Annotated in this window: 15 protein-coding genes; 10 read left to right on the top strand and 5 right to left on the bottom strand. The window is 56.0% G+C overall.

All coding sequences use genetic code 11. From position 1 onward, the window contains the following. Positions 1 to 635: 635 nt before the first annotated feature. Entirely contained in the window at positions 636 to 1328 is a 693-nt protein-coding gene (locus tag C1N60_RS23220; protein WP_394521882.1) for a hypothetical protein, read from the top strand. Positions 1329 to 1953: 625 nt separating this feature from the next. On the opposite strand, the gene C1N60_RS23215 is transcribed toward C1N60_RS23220, so the two are convergent. The 3 genes from C1N60_RS23215 to C1N60_RS23205 form a co-directional block, all read right to left on the bottom strand. Continuing rightward, positions 1954 to 2508, bottom strand: coding sequence for a hypothetical protein (locus C1N60_RS23215; protein ID WP_136546502.1), 555 nt, complete (start codon positions 2506 to 2508; stop codon positions 1954 to 1956). Between the two features lie 366 nt (positions 2509 to 2874). After that, positions 2875 to 3114: a hypothetical protein gene (locus C1N60_RS23210; protein WP_058781467.1), complete on the bottom strand. Its 240-nt coding sequence runs from the start codon at positions 3112 to 3114 to the stop codon at positions 2875 to 2877. Between the two features lie 521 nt (positions 3115 to 3635). Beyond that, a complete protein-coding gene (locus C1N60_RS23205; protein ID WP_127834887.1) occupies positions 3636 to 4712 on the bottom strand; it encodes a LacI family DNA-binding transcriptional regulator in 1077 nt (358 codons plus the stop codon). A 195-nt stretch (positions 4713 to 4907) separates the two neighbouring features. Between C1N60_RS23205 and C1N60_RS23200 the strand changes: the two genes are divergently transcribed. The 7 genes from C1N60_RS23200 to C1N60_RS23170 all read left to right on the top strand — a co-directional run bounded on the left by C1N60_RS23200 (position 4908) and on the right by C1N60_RS23170 (position 12673). After that, entirely contained in the window at positions 4908 to 5729 is an 822-nt protein-coding gene (locus tag C1N60_RS23200; RefSeq protein ID WP_058759175.1) for an ABC transporter substrate-binding protein, read from the top strand. Positions 5730 to 5802: 73 nt separating this feature from the next. Next, positions 5803 to 6609 (top strand): amino acid ABC transporter permease, encoded by an 807-nt coding sequence (locus C1N60_RS23195; RefSeq protein WP_348879641.1) that lies wholly within the window; start codon positions 5803 to 5805, stop codon positions 6607 to 6609. A 1-nt stretch (position 6610) separates the two neighbouring features. Next, the gene (locus tag C1N60_RS23190) at positions 6611 to 7357 is read left to right on the top strand and encodes an amino acid ABC transporter ATP-binding protein (RefSeq protein ID WP_394521881.1); all 747 of its coding nucleotides are present in this window, start codon (positions 6611 to 6613) and stop codon (positions 7355 to 7357) included. Then, entirely contained in the window at positions 7357 to 8430 is a 1074-nt protein-coding gene (locus C1N60_RS23185; protein ID WP_394522011.1) for a Gfo/Idh/MocA family protein, read from the top strand. The genes C1N60_RS23190 and C1N60_RS23185 overlap by 1 nt, the downstream gene beginning before the upstream one ends. A gap of 34 nt (positions 8431 to 8464) precedes the next feature. Beyond that, positions 8465 to 9583 (top strand): NAD(P)/FAD-dependent oxidoreductase, encoded by a 1119-nt coding sequence (locus C1N60_RS23180; RefSeq protein WP_394522010.1) that lies wholly within the window; start codon positions 8465 to 8467, stop codon positions 9581 to 9583. A gap of 271 nt (positions 9584 to 9854) precedes the next feature. Next, positions 9855 to 10865, top strand: coding sequence for a GlxA family transcriptional regulator (locus tag C1N60_RS23175; RefSeq protein WP_262264957.1), 1011 nt, complete (start codon positions 9855 to 9857; stop codon positions 10863 to 10865). Positions 10866 to 11023: 158 nt separating this feature from the next. Beyond that, the gene (locus C1N60_RS23170; protein ID WP_390958383.1) at positions 11024 to 12673 is read left to right on the top strand and encodes a methyl-accepting chemotaxis protein; all 1650 of its coding nucleotides are present in this window, start codon (positions 11024 to 11026) and stop codon (positions 12671 to 12673) included. Between the two features lie 91 nt (positions 12674 to 12764). Here C1N60_RS23170 and alsS read toward each other — a convergent pair whose 3' ends face one another. Beyond that, entirely contained in the window at positions 12765 to 14444 is a 1680-nt protein-coding gene (gene alsS / locus C1N60_RS23165; protein WP_262264959.1) for an acetolactate synthase AlsS, read from the bottom strand. A gap of 14 nt (positions 14445 to 14458) precedes the next feature. Continuing rightward, positions 14459 to 15241, bottom strand: a complete 783-nt coding sequence (budA, locus tag C1N60_RS23160) for an acetolactate decarboxylase (RefSeq protein WP_238562326.1) — start codon at positions 15239 to 15241, stop codon at positions 14459 to 14461. Positions 15242 to 15345: 104 nt separating this feature from the next. Between budA and C1N60_RS23155 the strand changes: the two genes are divergently transcribed. Together C1N60_RS23155 and C1N60_RS23150 are read left to right on the top strand one after the other, a co-directional pair. After that, positions 15346 to 16227, top strand: coding sequence for a LysR family transcriptional regulator (locus C1N60_RS23155; protein WP_262264960.1), 882 nt, complete (start codon positions 15346 to 15348; stop codon positions 16225 to 16227). Between the two features lie 498 nt (positions 16228 to 16725). Then, complete coding sequence (locus C1N60_RS23150; RefSeq protein WP_136548388.1) at positions 16726 to 18507, top strand: bifunctional diguanylate cyclase/phosphodiesterase; 1782 nt, start codon at positions 16726 to 16728, stop codon at positions 18505 to 18507. The last annotated feature ends 32 nt before the right edge of the window (positions 18508 to 18539 follow it).

The following is an 18539-nucleotide window of genomic DNA, read 5'->3' as shown; positions in this document are numbered from 1 at the left end:
CGAACTCGCTGTTGTGCAGGCAAAGATGCCACGACCATGCAGTGTTGTCTCCGGTGGTACAGCACCCGAATAAATATAATCCAGCATGACAGCATCGCCCGCATAGCCGCGTGGTTTGCTAAACGCTCGGGAGGTGTAAGGATCCTGCTGGCAGAGCATAAAGAAGGGATGTTGACGGGCCGACAGCCAGTAATCATCTGAAGAGCTAATGTTTATCCTGTCGCAGAGCCGAGTGAGTTTTTCTCCGCTGAGTTGAAAAGCAGAAAAGTAATCGCCTCTTTCACAATAAGCCAGCGCGCAGTCCAGTAGGGAATGTAGCTGTGTCTAAAGAGAATCTGATTTTGTTTCAGAGAGTTGCATGTGTATCCCACCTTAAAGGGTAAGTAGCGGATAACGCATAGAGACAGACAAAAATGAGCTTAGCATTCATAAATGAATTTACTAGATCGAGCCGCTACGCTTTTTTGTAAATGTCAGATGGAGGGGTATGGAGCGGGGCAGAGCTGACAGGTTTTCTCAGTGCCCGCAGCAAAAAATGACCTCTACGGTCTGAATCAATTGATAGCCTGTTATATCTGATAGCGATACTATTCATCATCTTCACCGGTATTCACCCAAATGCTGTAAGGTCTGACATGCAACCACTAAGCCTGCAAAACAGATATCGTTCTGCAAACGAAAACACCATCGCGTTGTGGGCGAAAAATGCAGGCATCGGAAACATCCGTGAAGAGAACTACTACGATCCGGTAAAACTGGCGCTTGTCGCAGGGATAAAGCCGTCAGTTCCCTTACCGGTGTTACGTCTGATTGATGAATTGCAACGACTCACACTGGCAGATCCGCTTGCCGATACGCTGCCAGCGCAAGGCCTTCATTTTACTTTTTTGCCTCTGACTTTACCGCTGTATAACGTCAACGAGCCTTTACCAGCGAAAGCGGCGCAATTGACCACGATCTGGCAGGAATTTGCTGCAAAAAAAATCGTTATCCGGAATCTGCGCTTAGTGGCGTTGCCCAGTCAGTTATTGCTTGCGGGCATACCTGATACGCCTGCGATTGCCATGCGTCAGTCATTCTGCGACAAGGTTCTGGATTCAGACTGGAAAAAAGAATTGCTGATGCGGCATGGCAACAGCCTGTTGCCGGCACCCTTCTGGCACAGCACGTTACTGCGCTACAGCGCTGAGTTTTTACCCGCAGTTTTGCGTCAATTCTTTTATGAGCGTCAGGACATAAATTTTGGTGCGGTGGCGGGAGAACTGATGCTGGCGAAGACTAACTACAACTGGACTAAGTGTTATCCGTTATTGCCGGCGAGGGTTTAAATATGGTGAGTGCGCCATAACTGGCAGCCTCAGACTAATGGAGCTGTGTGTGGATACTACTGATTCACCTTTCGGGTCAAAGTGCGCATAATCATGATTATGTTAAATATGGTATTCCGTCAGGTATCGCAATCCTTCAGTTTCGCCCTTTACGCCTCTTAGCAGGCCCACAACTCATTCCACCACGGCGATACTATGTGAAAACTTATCCCACCGGTCCGTTTGATGGACACCACGGAGATATCCTGGTGCGCATCAATGCGCACCCTACAACAGACTGTCCGCTGCCCCCTCACGCTGTCGTTAGGTTTCGCCCTTCACGCCTCTTACAAGGCCCACAACGCATTCCACCACGGCGACACTATGTGAAAACTTATCCCACCGGTCCGTTTGATGGACACCACTGCGTTATCCTGGTGCGCATCAATGCGCACCCTACAACTGAATACCCGGTTAGCTTCGCCCTCGGTGCTTCAACTATCTCTTTAGCTCATCCACAATGACAACGCTACGCGAAAACATCCCGGTTATCCCTCAGCGCTTTCGTCAGATTTCACGTAGCGCTATCGATTTGTTTGCTGGATATAGCTAGTTATTTTCAGAAGGTTTTAATCCAGGCAGTTTCTTATTTCATTACAACAATTTCGTTGTCTTTTTTGTCTTCACATTTACCCTTTCTTTTCTCTAATGTATTGACTTCCTTGCCCGGGTTTATATATTCATAGTCAAAAAGTGATTTAATCTCACTATGAAGCATTTTACAAGAATTTTTATCTAAATTTGTGATAATGTAAGCAAAGTATTTCACATCTTTAGATTTACCATCAAGAGGTGGGATTTCTTTTATAAATAAATTTTCCGGGATTTTCATGTCGATATAAAATCTCTTCAACCAGTCAGACCCTTTGCTCTCGTAACTGATATAACTTTCTTCAAGGTTGTTATAGTATCCATTGGACGGTGAAGATATTAAAGCGACAATTTCCGCTGGTTTATAAATGGCTTTTACTCTATTAATTCCTTCGAAGGTGTGATTTATATTTGATACTGTTTCAGCCACCTCAATAGCCATTAACGGCGAAGCAGAGATGGAAAATGTCGTTAAATTAACTCCTAATAATATTGCACCAAATCTGCACCCAAATGATTTCAATTTTTTATCAAGCGAAAAATTCATCATGGAATCCTCTTTGTCTAAGTTAAAGTTTATGCTTACATACCTGAATAATATATCAAAAAAGTAAAGTTAATCTTATTTTTCAGTTAAAATTAAATTTATTCAATAAGTTAAGATCGCGCTTCTCGATAATGTTTAAGTAAAAGGATCGGTGTCCGGGCGCATATCACAAATTCACCCTGTCGGCACCGCGAGCCTGAATCGGTGCGCGTCGTTCCTATACTCCAGATCCGGCTTTGCGAGAGGTGAAATGTAGCCCGCGCTGCAAAACAGTCGAGTTCGGGAAACGACATGGCCAGCGATCGCTGGTGCTGGCCATCGAGGCGTATTTCGTCGCGTTTCCTTTCTAGCACCGGAATAACCAGCTCATTAGTCGATAAATCCTGTTCGGTTAAAATGCCCGACTGGTAATATAACCCCGCTGCATGCTGTGGCCTGCGGCGCGGCAGCGTTCCACAGCGCGTCTCGCTGCTGCTGGTCTTGCTGCAGTCGCTGTTGCTGCTGGTTCTGAATATAGTCGCGGTCGCCGGGATTCAACGGTGCGGCCAGCGCTGAAGCAGTAAATAAGCTGACGCTTAGCGCCAGTAACTTCCCTGTATTTGCCATCATAGAAGACTTAAGTGAAATTGATTGTAAATGTTTTGTAAGCCTGCTTGCGCAGAATATCACTTAAACAATCAGAAAGTTCCTGATGGAGAAATAAAACGAGAATGATTCTTTGATAGCATTTAATTTGATGTGGTGTGCTGCGCTAACTCAAATCAAAAGAGAGTTATTTTATAATTACTGGCAAGCGCTGAAATTCATCCGGGGTTATTACAACTATCTCATTAATCATAGCGCTGGATTTAAAACTTACCCACTCTGACAAATTAATGAAACGAGGGTATCTCCTTGATTACGCCTATGCAGTGCTATCCAGGTGCGCATGAATGCGCACCCTACGAGATATCGCACAATTTAGTGTTTATGCGGTGCGCATGAATGCGCACCCTGCGAGGCATCACACAATTTACTTTTTCTCTGGCGCGTTTTAAGAAACAAAACCGTGCGGTTTTCTGTAGGGACGCCATTCATGGCGACCAAAAAAAGCAGGGAGAAATTCCACAAGCTCGCCGCGGCGCATGGTATCACCCGGCCGGCGGGTTTTCCCCCACCGAGCCGCGCACCACCATCCAGCTGTCAAACGCGGGTAAAGCGCCGGCGGATTGCTGGCGGATATGGCAAATCAACCGGCGCGCGGCTTCGCGACCCATTTCATACACCGGCTGGGCGACCACGGTCAGCGGCGGTGACATCAGCTCGGTCCAGGGAAAATCGTCGTACATCACAAAAGAGATATCTTCGGGTACACGCAGGCCGCGTTTGGCCAGGCCGCGCAGGATGCCCATTGCAATCAGGTTATCTGAGGCAATCAGCGCGCTGGGTGGTTCGGCGAGCGCCAGCAGTTCAGTCAGGATCTGCTCAATGATGGCTTCGCTGAGCGCATTAAGCCGAATCAGCGCTGGATCCAGTTCCTTACCTGCGGCCCGGTAGGCATCAATCATTCCGCTAACACGTTGCGCCACCGGCGTGGGGCCCAACGTGATTGCCGGCGAATACGGTGCAGCGCTGCGCATGCTGGAGAGATAAGCAATTCGCTGATGCCCGGCCGCCAGTAACAGCTCCGTCGCCTGTTTGGCCACTGCGACAAAGTTCGCCTGGATGGTCTCCACTTCCATCCCCTGCACTGCCCGGTCGAACATCATTAATGAACGCCCTTCTGCCAGCACCTGGCGCAGATGTTCATTATCCTCAAACAATGAGCTGCATGGCGCGACGATGATGCCATCGACGCGCTTATCCAGCATCACGCGCACGGCTTCCCGCTCCTCGTCCAGTGTTTCATCGCTGTTGCTCAGCAGCAGGTGAAAGCCCGCCTGGCGCGCGACGTCGGCCATGCCGCGCAGCGCGAGGCCAAAGTGCGGGTTTTCGATGTCGCCGACAATCACCCCGATGGTATTGGAGCGGCCGGTGTTCATGCTGCGCGCCAGCTCGTTCGGTCGGTATCCCAGCGCTTCAGCAGCCTGATTCACCCGCGTCTGCACGTCTTCACTGACGGAACCATACCCGCCCAGCGCGCGAGCCGCCTGAGCTTTGGAAACATTGGCGGCGCGGGCGACGTCGGCGACGGTCGGACCGCGTGAACGAGCATTTTCATTGGTCATAATTATTTCGAATCACAAGTTGATAACAACATAATTGACGCTGCTGATAGCGTGTGCTTAATATCAGTATATCCGAATGAGACCGGTCTCACAACCAGAGCCGGTTTCATTTTGCCCCGCGTTGAGACCGGTCTCAATAACAATAAACCGGCTTGGCGAACTCTGAAGTTTCACCTGCACAGACGGAAGAGCCTTATGACATCGCACAAACGTTTCAATCACCTGACCGCCGCCCTGTTCGGCACGGCAATGCTGGTTTCCGCCAGCTGGAGCGCCCATGCCGCCAGCGACAGTAATCCCTGGGGTTTGATCGAACCCGGTCATCTCCGCGTTGCCAGCCTCGGCGACGCGAAGCCCTACACCTTCACCGATAAAAACGGCAACTTCACCGGCTTTGACGTCGAATTCTTCAAAAATGTGGCGCATCGCATGGGCATCGATCAGGTGGATTTTATCGGTCAGGACTTCTCCGCCATTCTGCCGGCGGTGGCAAATGGCCAGTATGATGCCGGCGTCGCCGCGATTGGCATCACCCCGCTGCGCGAAAAAACCGTCGATTTCTCCACCGGCTATCTTGCGGGCTATCTGACGGTGCTGACCCGCAGCGATTCCGGGGTGAAAAACGTTGAAACCCTGGCGCATAAACGGCTGGGGGTGATTCAGGGCACGCTGCAGGAGAACTATGCGCTGCAGCACTTCAAACAGACCGATCTGGTGCGTTTCCCCGATAACAACGCAGCGGTGTCCGCGCTGAATAACGGCACGCTCGATGCCATGTTCCTCGACTACGAAGCCGCCAAAGATTATGCCACCCGCTTTAAGCTGGTCACGGCGGCGAACATCCCTTCATTTGACGCGCCTGCGGGTGTCGCCATCGCCAAAGGCAAGCCCGAGTTCAAAGCAGCGCTGGATAAAGCCATCAAAGCGGCGATGCAGGATGGGACCTGGAAACAGCTGTACCAGAAGTGGTTCCCGGGTTCGCCAATGCCGCAACAGTATCTGCCCGGCGGCCAATAACCCTGCGCATCGTTATGCGTGAGACTGCATCCGGTGACGGCGCATGTCCGTCACCCGCAACCGAGAATCGGCTATGGATCTGATCACTATTCTTTCCCGTACGTTTTTTGATATTCCATCGATGATGGACGTCCTGCCACAGCTGCTGGGAACCGGACTGGTTAACACCATCATTATCTCCGTGGCGGCCACCGTGCTGGGCACGTTATTCGGCCTGATACTGGCGCTGATGGGCATCTCGCCCTCGCGCTGGCTGCGCGTGCCCGCGCGGCTGTATACCGATCTGTTTCGCGGCTTGCCTTCCATCCTCACCATTCTGTTGATTGGTCAGGGCCTGGCGCGTTTTAGCTATCAGCTATTTGGTCCGACGCCGTATCCGCTCGGCATTTTTGCCCTGAGCCTGATTGCCAGCGCTTACATGGGCGAGATTTTCCGCTCCGGTATTCAGAGCGTGGAACAGGGGCAGATGGAAGCCTGCCGGGCGCTGGGAATGAGCTATGGCCGGGCGATGCGCCTGGTGATCATTCCGCAGGGCATCCGCCGCGTGTTGCCTGCGATAGTCAATCAGTTCATCGCAATCATCAAAGACTCGTCGCTGGTTTATCTGCTGGGTCTGATGACCGGTCAGCGTGAGCTGTTCCGCGTCGGCCAGGATGCCGCCGTGCTAAGCGGCAACCTGTCACCCCTGATGCTGGCCGGGCTGTTCTATCTGGTGATCACCGTGCCGCTCACCCACGCCGTGAACTACATCGACGTCCGCTACCGTACCGGACGTCGCCGCGCCACCGCGCCACAAAGCGGCCTGAAGGAGCTCGATGAAGTGCAGCAAAAGCGCAACGTGGTTCCGGCGGTCTCACTTACCAGCGAGCGAGGACACTAATATGGCCATGCCATCTGCATTTCACGGCGCCAGTCTCGAGCTGCGCAATCTGACCCTGGCGTACGGCCCGATTGAGGTGCTGCGCAATGTGTCGCTAAGCATCGAACCGGGCACGACAACCTGCATTATCGGTCCCTCGGGATCGGGAAAATCCACCTTACTGCGCGGCATCAATCGCCTGCATGAGCCGAAGAACGGCGATGTCTTACTGGCCGGGCGCTCTGTTCTCAAGGACAAGCCCGATGCGCTGCGGCTGAGAATTGGCATGGTGTTTCAGCATTTCAACCTGTTTCCCGATCACAGCGCGCTGGAAAACGTGGCGCTGGCACCGTGGAAAGTAAAAGGCCGTCCGAAAGCCGAAGCGCTGGAGATTGCCCGTCAGCGGCTGGCTGAAGTGGGACTTGCTCAGCGAGCCGATCACCGGCCGCGCGATCTCTCCGGTGGGCAGCAGCAGCGGGTGGCAATAGCGCGCGCGCTGGCGATGGAGCCGGAAGTGATGCTGTTCGATGAATCTACCTCGGCACTCGATCCTGAGCTGGTGAAAGGCGTTCTGACGTTAATGGCCGATTTGTGCCAGCGCGGCATGACCATGGTAGTCGTGACCCATGAGATGGGCTTCGCCCGGCGCGTGGCCGACCAGGTGGTGTTTATGGATGAAGGCGAAATCGTGGAAGCCGGCACGCCGGAACAAATCTTTGACCGTCCGCAATCCGCGCGCCTGCAGCGTTTTCTGTCGGAGGTACTGTGATGACACATCTTCAGGTTAGCGGCCCAATCCGCACGGCGCTGGTGGGGTTTGGCGTCGCCGGCAGCGTGTTTCATGCACCGCTGCTTGCCCATAACGCCGACTATCGTTTCGACGTTATCGTCACTGGCGATGCCCAACGCGTAGCGACCGCGCAGCAACGTTACCCCCATGCACGCGTGCTGCCGGACTGGCCAGCGCTGCTCAAGGCCATTGATGGCGGCGAGATCGGCATCGATCTCATCGTGCTGGCCACGCCGACGGCGCAACACGCGGAGCAGGCTGTACAGGCCAGCCAGCGCGCGATCCATCTGGTGGTGGATAAACCGTTCGCACCAGACGTGCAGGCGGCAGAAATGATGATCGCTGCCGCGCAGCAGGCCAATACCTTGCTCACCGTGTTTCATAACCGACGCTGGGACGGCGACTTTCTGACGTTGCAGCGCCTGGTGCACAAGGAAGCCTTCGGCACCGTAAGGAGTTTTGAGTCGCGTTTCGAGTGGTGGCGACCACAGGGATTCGGCAACTGGCGTGACAGCGTCACGCTGGCGCAGGGCGGTGGTTTGCTGCTGGATCTCGGCAGCCATCTGATTGACCAGGCCATCCAGCTCTTTGGCCCGGTCGCCCATGCCACGGCAGAGCTGGCGCGCCATTCCGGCCCGCAATCGGACAGCGACGAGGACTGTTTTGTCTCATTGCTGCACCACAACGGCGTGCGCTCGCGGCTGTGGATGAATGGCCAGGCGGCACTGAATGCGCCGCGCTTTCACCTGCTGGGCAGCAAAGGCGCTTTCACCCACTGGGGGCTGGACAATCAGGAGCCGCAGCTGGCGGCTGGCATGTCGCCCGGCGATAGCCAGTACGGCGTGACGCCGGCAGAAAACTCTGCCCGGGCCGGCACGGTCGGGGCAACCACAACGGTGCCGATTGAACGTGGCCACTACCCCGCTTTCTATCAGCTGTTAGCCAACGCCCTGATACATGGCGGGCCGCCGCCGGTTGATGCGCGTGAAGCGCTCGGCGTTTTACAGCTTATTGAGCAGCTCCATCGGCAGCATCGCGTACGTATTGCCTGAAGGGCGAACATTTTTTTAACAGAAGGAATGAATGATGTCTGACAAAACCGTGGCAAAAACCGTCATCGTGCTGGGTGGCGGCATCCTCGGCGTCTCAACCGCCTGGCAGCTGGCGCAGGCGGGCGCGCAGGTCACGCTGGTGACGGAAGCGGCACTCTGCTCCGGCGCCACCGGCCGGTCCCTCTCCTGGCTCAACTCCGCGGGCGAGCGTTCGCAGCCTTACCATGCGCTGCGCATGGCGGGCATTGACCGCTATCGCACGCTGTTTGCCCGCCATCCGCAGCTCGACTGGCTGCGCTTCGACGGCGCGATTTACTGGGCCGCTGACGATGACGCGGGCACCAAAGCGCGTCATCACTATGAAAAAGCGCAGGGCTACGACTCAAAGCTGATCAATCGCGCCACGGTCGGTGATGTCGATGCGCAGGTGAATCCGGCCAGCCTGAGTCAGGTCGCGATTGCCAACCCCGGTGAAGGCTGGGTCAGCCTACCGCATCTGGTTGAGCATCTGGTTCAGGCATTGCGCGCGCTGGGCGGAGAGATCGTTGAGCACGCCGGTAAAGCCAGCGTGATCACCAAAGACGGCCGGGCCAGCGGCATTCGCAGCGAAAAGCGCGGTGAGCTGCTGGCCGATCGCGTACTGGTAGCGTGTGGCCCGTGGACGCCGGAAGTGGTTGCCCCGCTCGGCGTGCACATCCCCAACGGTTCTCCGGTCTCTATGCTGGTGACCAGCCAGCCCGGCGATCACCGGCTGCAGGTGGTAATGAATACGCCGCGCGCGGCGGTCCGGCCTAATCCCGGCAACACCATCGCCGTCGATCATGACTGGTATGAAGAGCACATCGTCGCGCAGGCCGACGGGCAGTACAGCATTGATACCGCAGTCATTAACCAGCTGATGGCGGAAGCAGGTAACCTGATCGCTGACGGCGCGCCGCTGAAAGCCAGCAGCTGGAAAATCGGTCTCAAACCGATTCCTGGCGATGGCGAACCGGTGGTCGGTGAGCTGCAGCAGATTCCCGGCTGTTTTGTTGTCTTCACCCATTCCGGCGCCACGCTGGCATTGATCCTCGGTGAGATACTGACGCAGGAGATACTCACCGGCGTTAAACACCCGATGCTGGCGACCTTCCGCCCGGAAAGATTCAGCTAACGTCAGCACCAGCGCCACGATGATGTTGGCGCTGGCTACACGCCCTATTGTCTGTCACACACCTCTCATTTGCCCGATCCCATCGCTTCATCCACGCGCCCTTTCCGCTTCCCTGCTGGTCTGATATCCGCGTATTGCCGGTTTCTTTTCCGATGACAACCGCCAGGGCCAGATAAACTAAGAGTCCGCTATTGAGGCCACAAAGCTTCAGCGGCGGAAAATGTCACATTTTTCACGCAAATCACGACAATCTGAACACAGGAAACCCCTTATGCGTATCGCCATACTCGCCCTGGAAGGCAGCGTACTGTCCGCCGTTGCCGGAATGACCGACCTTTTCTGGATAACCAATAAAGCGATTGCCTCTTCCCCCGTGCACGCCGCACGCTTTCCCGATAAAGCTTTTGAAACGCTGATTGTCAGCGCCAACGGGGATCCGGTGTGGGATACGGAAGGCCGCCTGATTCACATCGACAGCTCATTTCAGGGGGCCGGTGCGGTTGATGTGGTGATTGCGCCCGGCATGTTGCTGGGGCCCGACCTGCAACCGATCAACCTCGACAGTATCCGTCAGGCTGCTGGCTGGTTTAAAAAACTCTATCAGCAGGGTGTCTGGGTGGCTGCTGCGGGCACCGGTGGCGTGATCCTCGGCGAGGCGGGTTTGCTGAATGACCGTTTCTACACCACCACCTGGTGGGTCAGCCATATGCTGCAGGCGCGCTATCCGCAGGCGCGACTGGCGAAAGGCAAAACGCTGGAGGAAGACGATCGCGTCATTACCAGCGGTGGCTGTTTTTCGTGGATATCGCTGGCCCTGTATATCATTGAAAAAAGCGCCGGCAAGGCGGTGGCGGATCTCACCCGGGAGATGTCGCTGGCCGATAACCCTGTGCTGCACACCCACCTTCCCGGCTCGCCGGGTACGGGGAAAAGCAGCACGCCGTTTCTGGTGCGGGCGCAGGAGATCATCCGCATGGAAAATCCCGCCATCAATGCCGCGCAGCTGGCAACCGCACTCAACGTTACCGGGCGCACCCTGCAGCGCAGAATGAAAGCCCTGTCGCAGGAGACGCCAAAAGAGTTTATTACCCGCATCCGCATTGAACTGGCCTGTACCATTCTGGCCAGCACCGACGTTAGCGTGCGTCAGACCGCCATGCAGTGCGGCTACAGCGAAGACACCGCCTTCCGTAAAGCCTTCCATCAGGTGATGGCGATGACGCCGGCCCAGTATCGTGAGTGGATAGCACACCGTAAGGCGCAGGTAATCAGCACCAAATAATACGCCACGCATTTTGAAAGTTTTTTAATTACTTCAAAATTAATGATCCTGAGAAGTTAATTTATTCATATTTTTTGAAATAACCTTTTGTGATGTGATGCCGATTAACGCTGAGTTGTTGTGTTCTTCCTTTTAAACTTTTTCCAGGTAAACAGATGATGAATATTACTCAAAGACTTACCCTGGCTTTCATTTTGCTCTCAGCTTCACTGGTGGTGACGGGTATTATTTCTGTGCGACTGCTGGGCGGTTTTCAGGACCGTTTTGAATACGTACAGGCTAACGCAATTCCTTCTATTCGCGATTTATCCGAGCTGATCGATCGCAGCAATAAACTCTCTCTGTCGCTATATAAGCATCAAAGCCAGACTGACAATGCGCGCATGCCGCCGGTCGAGAAAGAGATCGCCCAGCGCCTGGCCGATATTAAAACGCTGGCAGAATATTATTTAGCCAATGATATCTCCAGCGACGAAGACAAGCAGATCACCATTAAAGGCCTGGCGACGCTGCGGCTGGTGGAGTCGCGGTTGCCGGCGTTTCTTGCTGCTTCACATGCTCATCAGGATGACGTCACGCTCGGCATGCTGGAAGCCGAAAGCGGTATTGGCGGCGCCATCAGCCAGTTAAAAAATGATTATCGCCAGCAGATGGCGCTTAATTTGTCGCTGGGTGACGGCTTGCGCGTGGTGAACCAGGAGATCTATCACCGCACATTCTGGGGATTGAGTGCCGGGGTCACGCTGACACTGCTGTTACTGGGTACGCTCACCGCGTTAACCCTGATGCGCATTCGTCAGAGCCTGAAAGCAATTGGGCAGGTGATGGATCACGTTGGCAGCAGCCTTGACCTGAGCGTCACCGCCGATGACAGCAAAAAAGACGAAGTCGGCAACATGGCCCGCGCCTTTAACCAGCTGCTTGACCGGGTTGGCAGCGCGCTGGCGCAGGTCAGTACCGCTTCTCACGCCGTCAGTTCGGCGTCGGCACAAATCGCCGCGGGTAATGAAGATCTCTCTTCCCGAACCGAGCAGCAGGCCGCCTCGCTGGAACAGACGGCGGCCAGTATGGCGGAACTGAGCGAAACCGTGCGTCAGACGGCGGATAATACCCGGCAGGCCAACCGTCTGGCCGGTAACGCGACAGAACTTTCAGACGCCAGCGCGGTGTCGCTGGGCAATATGCTCAGCACCATGGCGGAGATTCGCTCAAGCTCGAAAAAAATCACCGAAATTGTCACGCTGATCGAAGGCATTGCCTTCCAGACCAATATCCTGGCACTGAATGCTGCTGTCGAAGCGGCACGCGCCGGTGAACACGGTAAGGGCTTTGCGGTCGTCGCGGGTGAAGTGCGCAACCTCTCACAGCGTTCGACCCAGGCGGCCAGAGAGATCAAACAGCTGATCGATACCTCTTACAGCCTGGTGGAATCGGGTGCGGTACAGGCCGAAGCGGTGGAAGAGAACATGGCCGGACTGAAAACCGCGTTCCGCCAGGTGAATGATTTAGTCAGCGAAATTGCGGCGGCTGCGGAAGAGCAAAACACCGGCATCTCTCAGGTGCACCTGGCGATCAATCAGATGGATGATGTGACGCAGCAGAATGCGGCGCTGGTAGAGGAGGCCTCTGCCGCATCGGCGTCATTGCAGGATCAGGCGCAAACCCTGTCCGGCCTGGTGAATCAGTTTTCACTGGCCGGGTCCGCGCGACCTGCTGAGCGCCCGAAAACGGTCTCCGCGCTGAAACGTCCGGCTGCTGTACCCGTGGCCGCCGGTCACGGCATGGACGCGGACTGGCAGAGCTTTTAACCCAATACGGCCAGCCAGGCGCTAAATAGCGCATTACTCCGGACCGCCGTGACGTTGACGGCCGGTCCGGACTGGCTCAGGTGACAGCCGATCAAAGCAGCTGGCTGAGGTGCAGCTGCCCCATCAACAGCGGGTTATCGCTGTAATCTACCGGGATGGCGACCACAGCCGGTCCTTCCACCTCCATCGCCCGCCGCAACGTGGGTTCCAGTTCAGCTGCGCTGTTCACCGAAAATCCAGCGGCACCAAACGCCTGCGCGTAAGCTTTGAAATCCACCGGCCCGAAGTTCACACCGGACACGCGCTGGTATTTCTTCTCTTCCTGAATCGCCACCATGTTATAGCCATTGTCGACCCAGATGATGTGCAGAATATTGGCCTTTAACCTGACGGCGGTTTCCAGCTCCATGCTGGATTGCAGAAAGCCGCCGTCGCCCGACACTGAAACCACTTTACGGGACGGATCGACCAGCCAGGCGCCAATCGCCCACGGCAGCGCCACGCCCATGGTTTGCTGCCCGTTGGAAATCATGATTTGCCGTGCCCGGAAGCTGTAAAGATAACGGGCAATCCAGATATGAAAACTGCCCATGTCGACCGTCAGGCTGACGTCACTGTTAATGATGTCCTGCATCGCCCGGACGATACGCAGTGGATGCAGGGCGAACTGATCGAGGCTGGCACCCTGCATCGCCAGCAGCTGACGCTGTTGCTGACGATCCTGCAGAATGGTGGCGGCAGCGTCGCTGAGCTGCAGCGGCGACGTGATTTGCGCGGCGATTTTGCGCACCGTACCGGCGATATCACCTACCAGTTCGGCGTCGGGCTGATAGTGGTTATCGGTCTCGGCGGGCAGCACGTCGATGTGCACCAGCAAGGCGTTGCTGCTGTTCCACATGGCCGGTTCATACTCGACCGGGCTGTAACCAATGGTGATAATCAAATCCGCCTGCTGGAGCAGGCGGTCACCGGCCTGATTGTTAAACAGGCCAACCCGGCCGGCAAAGCGTGAGAAGTGCTCCTGCCGCACCGCGCCCGCCGCCTGATAGGTGCTGGTCACCGGAATACGGCTTTTGCTCAGCAGTTCATGAATCGCCGCGCTGTTCTCCGGCTGGCTGGCCATCAGGCCCAGCATAATCACCGGATTTTTCGCCCGCGTAATCTCGCGGCTTACGGCATTCACCAGCGCGTCGGGCGCAGCGCCCAGCGTGATGTGTGCTGAACGCTGTAACAGGCTGCCTGACACCGGCTGGTCAACAATGTCCTGCGGCAGACTGAGGAATGATGCGCCGCCGCGCCCGTTTTCGGCATGGCGAAACGCGTTCGATACGCACTCCGCGAGCGCCGAGGCATCAGTGACTTCGACGGCAAATTTGGTCACCGGGCGAAACATCGCCACCGTGTCCATGCTTTGATGCACCTGTTTGGCACTGTCGGAGCGCTTAACCGCCCCGCCGATCGCCACCACCGGATCGCCTTCGCTGGTGGCAGTGGCCATGCCGGTCACCAGGTTCGAGCAGCCGGGGCCAGACGTCACCAGCGCTACGCCGGCGTGGCCGGTCAGACGGCCAATCGCCGCGGCCATGAACGCCGCGTTGGCCTCGTGGCGCACCGGAATCAGCTGAATGGAGGAATCCACCAGCGAATCAAACACCTTGTCGATTTTGGCACCGGGAATGCCAAAAATATGGTTTACGCCCTGCGCTTCCAGCTGAGCGACAACCAGGTCTGCACCACTGTTCCACAGCGTCTGGGTTTTAAGCTGTTTCATGATCACCTCTGCGATTAACTTTCGACGGAACGGATCGCGGCATCCAGATCCTGCGGATTGAGATCGGCCTGTAAAAACTCTCGATCCTGCGGCAGGTCGACCACCAGCTTGCTGATGGCACCAAACGTCAGCGTGCCCTGCTCCAGCACATAGTCGAGGATATGCCCGCCGCCCTGACGATCGTCGGTGATGAAGTGCTCGTGATAGCCGGCGACGTTAATACCCTGCATATATTGCGGCGTGCGGAATCCAATCAGCTCACCGTCGCGCTGGCGAAAATCAAAGGTGGGCTGATTGCCCAGCACTTCCGGCATAGAGCGATACGGACGGCACTGGCAGGGCACGGTGCGCGTCTGTACCGAGGCAAAGCGGCCGCTCAGGCGCAGCGCGCAGAAATGGTTATCGGAGGTGATGATGCGATCAATCACCTGATGGACGTCATCGCGCGTGGCGGTATGCGCAAAGCGGTGCTGATGTTCCGGTTTAAAGAAGGTCATCACGGCGAACGGGGTTTGTTGCTCAGGCCGCGCCGGACTGGCGCTGCCGTCGGCGCGCAGCTGATAAACCTGCCGGTCAAATGCCACCAGTTCACCATCCAGCTGATTGAACGTGCCGAGGCCAAAATCGCCCTTCTGCAACAGCTGCGCGACGGTGGTTGAACCGTCATAGACGCCGTTGAGCAGCGCACTCATCAGGGAGGTCTGATAGATAACCTTTTCTGGTGATTGCTGTTCCAGTTGAGTGACGGATGCTTTTAGCTGATCTTCGCATGAACAATCAGATACAAAGTTACACATTTGCTGCCTCACAATCAGATAGTTAAGCCGTGTTAATATCATGGTGGGCTACATAGCTCACAGAATCCAATAGTGAAAACTGCCAACTTCGAGACGTTTTTGATATGGAACTTCGCCACCTGCGTTATTTCGTTGCCGTTGCTGAAACGCAGCACTTTACCCGCGCTGCCGAGTTGCTGGGCATATCGCAGCCACCGCTCAGCCAGCAAATCCAGCGGCTGGAGCACGAGATCGGCACGCCGTTGCTGAAGCGCCTGACGCGCGGCGTGGAACTGACCGATGCGGGCCGCGCGTTTCTGCCCGATGCGATAGCGATTGTGCAGCTGGCCGATATGGCGCTGGAAAAGGCGCGCGGCGTGGCGCGCGGCATGAGCGGCCAGATGTCACTGGGTTTTGCCAGCTCGGTGGCGTTTGGCGCGCCGGTGTTTGAACTGATTCGCGCCTTCAAAACGCGCTACCCGGCGATGGAGCTCATCACCCGGGAAGAGAACATGGCGCTACTGATGCAGGACTTAGGGGAGGGTTTGCTGGATGCGGCGTTCATTCGTCTGCCGTGTGAGAGCAGTAAGGCGTTTAACCTGAAAGTGATCGCCACGGAGGAGATGAAAGTGGCGCTGCCAGCCAGCCATGCGCTCAGCCAGCAGCAAAGTGTTGCGCTAACGCAGCTGGCCGAAGAATCACTGATTATTTTCCCGCGCGAGGTTGCGCCCAGCCTGTACGAATTAATCGTCAGTGCCTGTCTGCGCGCCGGCTTTGATGCAACACGCTTTCAGCAGGCTCCGCAGATTACCTCCTCGCTCGGCATGGTGGGCGCAGGCTGCGGGGTTGCGCTGGTGCCGGCTTCGCTGTGCTGCGTCAACAATCCACAGCTGGTATTTCGTGACATTGAAAACAATACGCTGTTCACCGACATTGCCTTTGCCTGGCGGCGTAATCATCCGGCCAAAACGGTGTTACACCTGCTGAGTTTGATTAACGGGGAATAATTTGAGGGGGAAATCTGATGTCTGTGGTGACAGAGCGGAATGAACAATACGCTTATATAACATTAGCCGGGATAATAAATATACCGGCAGGTGCGTTTTTTATCAGGATAATAATACGCAGTGATACTATTATTTTGCTCATCAATCACTAAAAACCAGCATTATTTCCCGACTCATCCCTGCCAGAAATTAATAACGTCTTCATTGGCAATGTCTAATACCTGTACCTTCTACTTAATTAGAGTTAGCAGTAAGGACTCATAACCTGTTATCAATCAGACTGATAAAAATATTACGATAAATTATCAGAATCGTCGCTGCTTAAAAATTTCGTTAAAGAAAATAAAAATGACAGATGCCGGTGTTAAGCCTACCATGAGAAAGACCATTATAATATTTACGCTTATTAACCACGCCAGCGGCAGGGTGTTGCAGGCCGCATACTGTACTTTTTGCTGTTAAATTTCGCATCGGAACCAGGCCGGCGCGGAGGAAATTATGCTGATGAATTTCAACGGTGACGACGATCGCCGTGCGCGGGCATTGAAGGCGCTGCGCAGTCGCGACGAAAGCCGTGACGACGTATTACAAAACTTTGTCCGGCTGACCAGTCAGGCACTGGGTATTCCAGGTAGCTTTGTCTCGGTTCTGGATGATGAACATCAGCATATCTGCGCCGCCCACAATTTTGCGCTGGAGCAGTCTTCCCGCGAGGACTCGCTGTGCCGCCACGCCGTGGACAGTGACGGCGCGGTAGTTATCTCCGACACCCTGCTGGATGCGCGTTTTGCCCGTCATCCGCTGATCATCGGTGCCCCTTTTATCCGCTTTTACGCCGGTGTGCCGCTCAGGCATCGTGACGGTTACGTGCTGGGCACGCTGTGCGTGACCGACGTTGCACCGCACCCGTTCAGCGCTGATCAGGTGAAGGTATTACAGCTGCTGGCCGATCTGGTGATGTCATTCCTCGAAGCGTGGCACTGCGCCGGCTTCACCGATCCGGTCACGGCACTGCCTAACCGCCAGCGCCTGATTCGCGACCTGCAGCGGCTGGCCTCCATCGGGGACCGGACGCCGCAGCGGCTGATCCTGATCGACTGCATTGACATGCCGCGCGCCTACGAGCTGGCGCGCTCCATGGGCATGGGGCCGGTGGAAAGCCTGCTGAAGCACGTCACCACGTTACTGCCTTTGCGCCTGCAGCCCGGTGCGGACGACATCATTTATACCGTCGCCACCGGGCGTTTTGCGATTCTCACCATGGATAACAGCCCGCTGACCGCCGCATCGGTGGCGGAAAACCTGGCAGGGATCAGCGCGGATTTGGACGCGGGCATCTCTGTCGCCCTCACCTGCTTTACCGGCGAGGTCATTTTCATTCCAGCAGAACTTCGCGCGCAGGAAGTGCTGCGCCGGGCGGTGAGTGCGCTGCATGAGGCGATCGGCAACCGGGTGCCCGCCATGAGCTTCAGCCTGGTGGCCGATCAGCGCCGCACTCAGGACTTTCTGCTGATGAACGATCTGGCTGCGGCACTGCAACAGGATCAGGGCCTGTGGCTGGCGTTCCAGCCGAAGATCTGCCTGAACAGTGGCCGGCCCATTGGACTGGAGGCACTGGTGCGCTGGCGGCATCCGCAGCGCGGCGAACTCGCTCCCGATCTGTTTATCCCGCTGGCGGAACAGACCGAGCTGCTCAGCGCCTTAACCAGCTGGGTGACCGACAAGGCGATCGCCAGGTTAAAACGCCTGCAGCACAGCCCCCTCCAGCTGCCAGTGACCATCAATATCAGCAGCCGCGACTTCTCTGATCCCGGCTTTGCCGATGCGCTGGAAACGAAGATGCTGCAGGCCCGCCTGCCGACCTCGCTGCTGGGCATTGAATGTCTGGAGACCGAGCAGATTATTAACAGTCCCGCCGCGCTACAGGGGCTGGAGATGCTCAAGCTGCGTGGGTTTGGCATCTCGCTGGATGACTTTGGCACCGGCTACAGCAATATCGGCTACCTGCGACGGATGCCGCTGGATGTGATCAAGCTTGATCGCGCGCTGATCAGCGAAATCGCCTCAGATACCGCGTCGCGGATTATCGCACGCAGCATCATTACCATGCTGAAACAGCTGGATTACACCGTACTGGCTGAAGGCGTAGAGAATGTCGACACCGTTGCTGCGCTGGCGGAGTACGGCTGCGATCAGGCGCAGGGTTACTTCTATGCGCGCCCGCTGCCGGAAAGCGAGCTGGATGCGTGGCTTACGCGCCAGCTCGCGGCACAAAGCTGAGTTGTGGTTCAGTGCACGCCGGGGAGCGTCTG

The sequence above is a fragment of the Pantoea sp. SGAir0184 genome (assembly GCF_043544755.1).
Note: the sequence above shows the minus strand (reverse complement) of the source record. Positions and strands in the feature narration are given on the sequence as shown.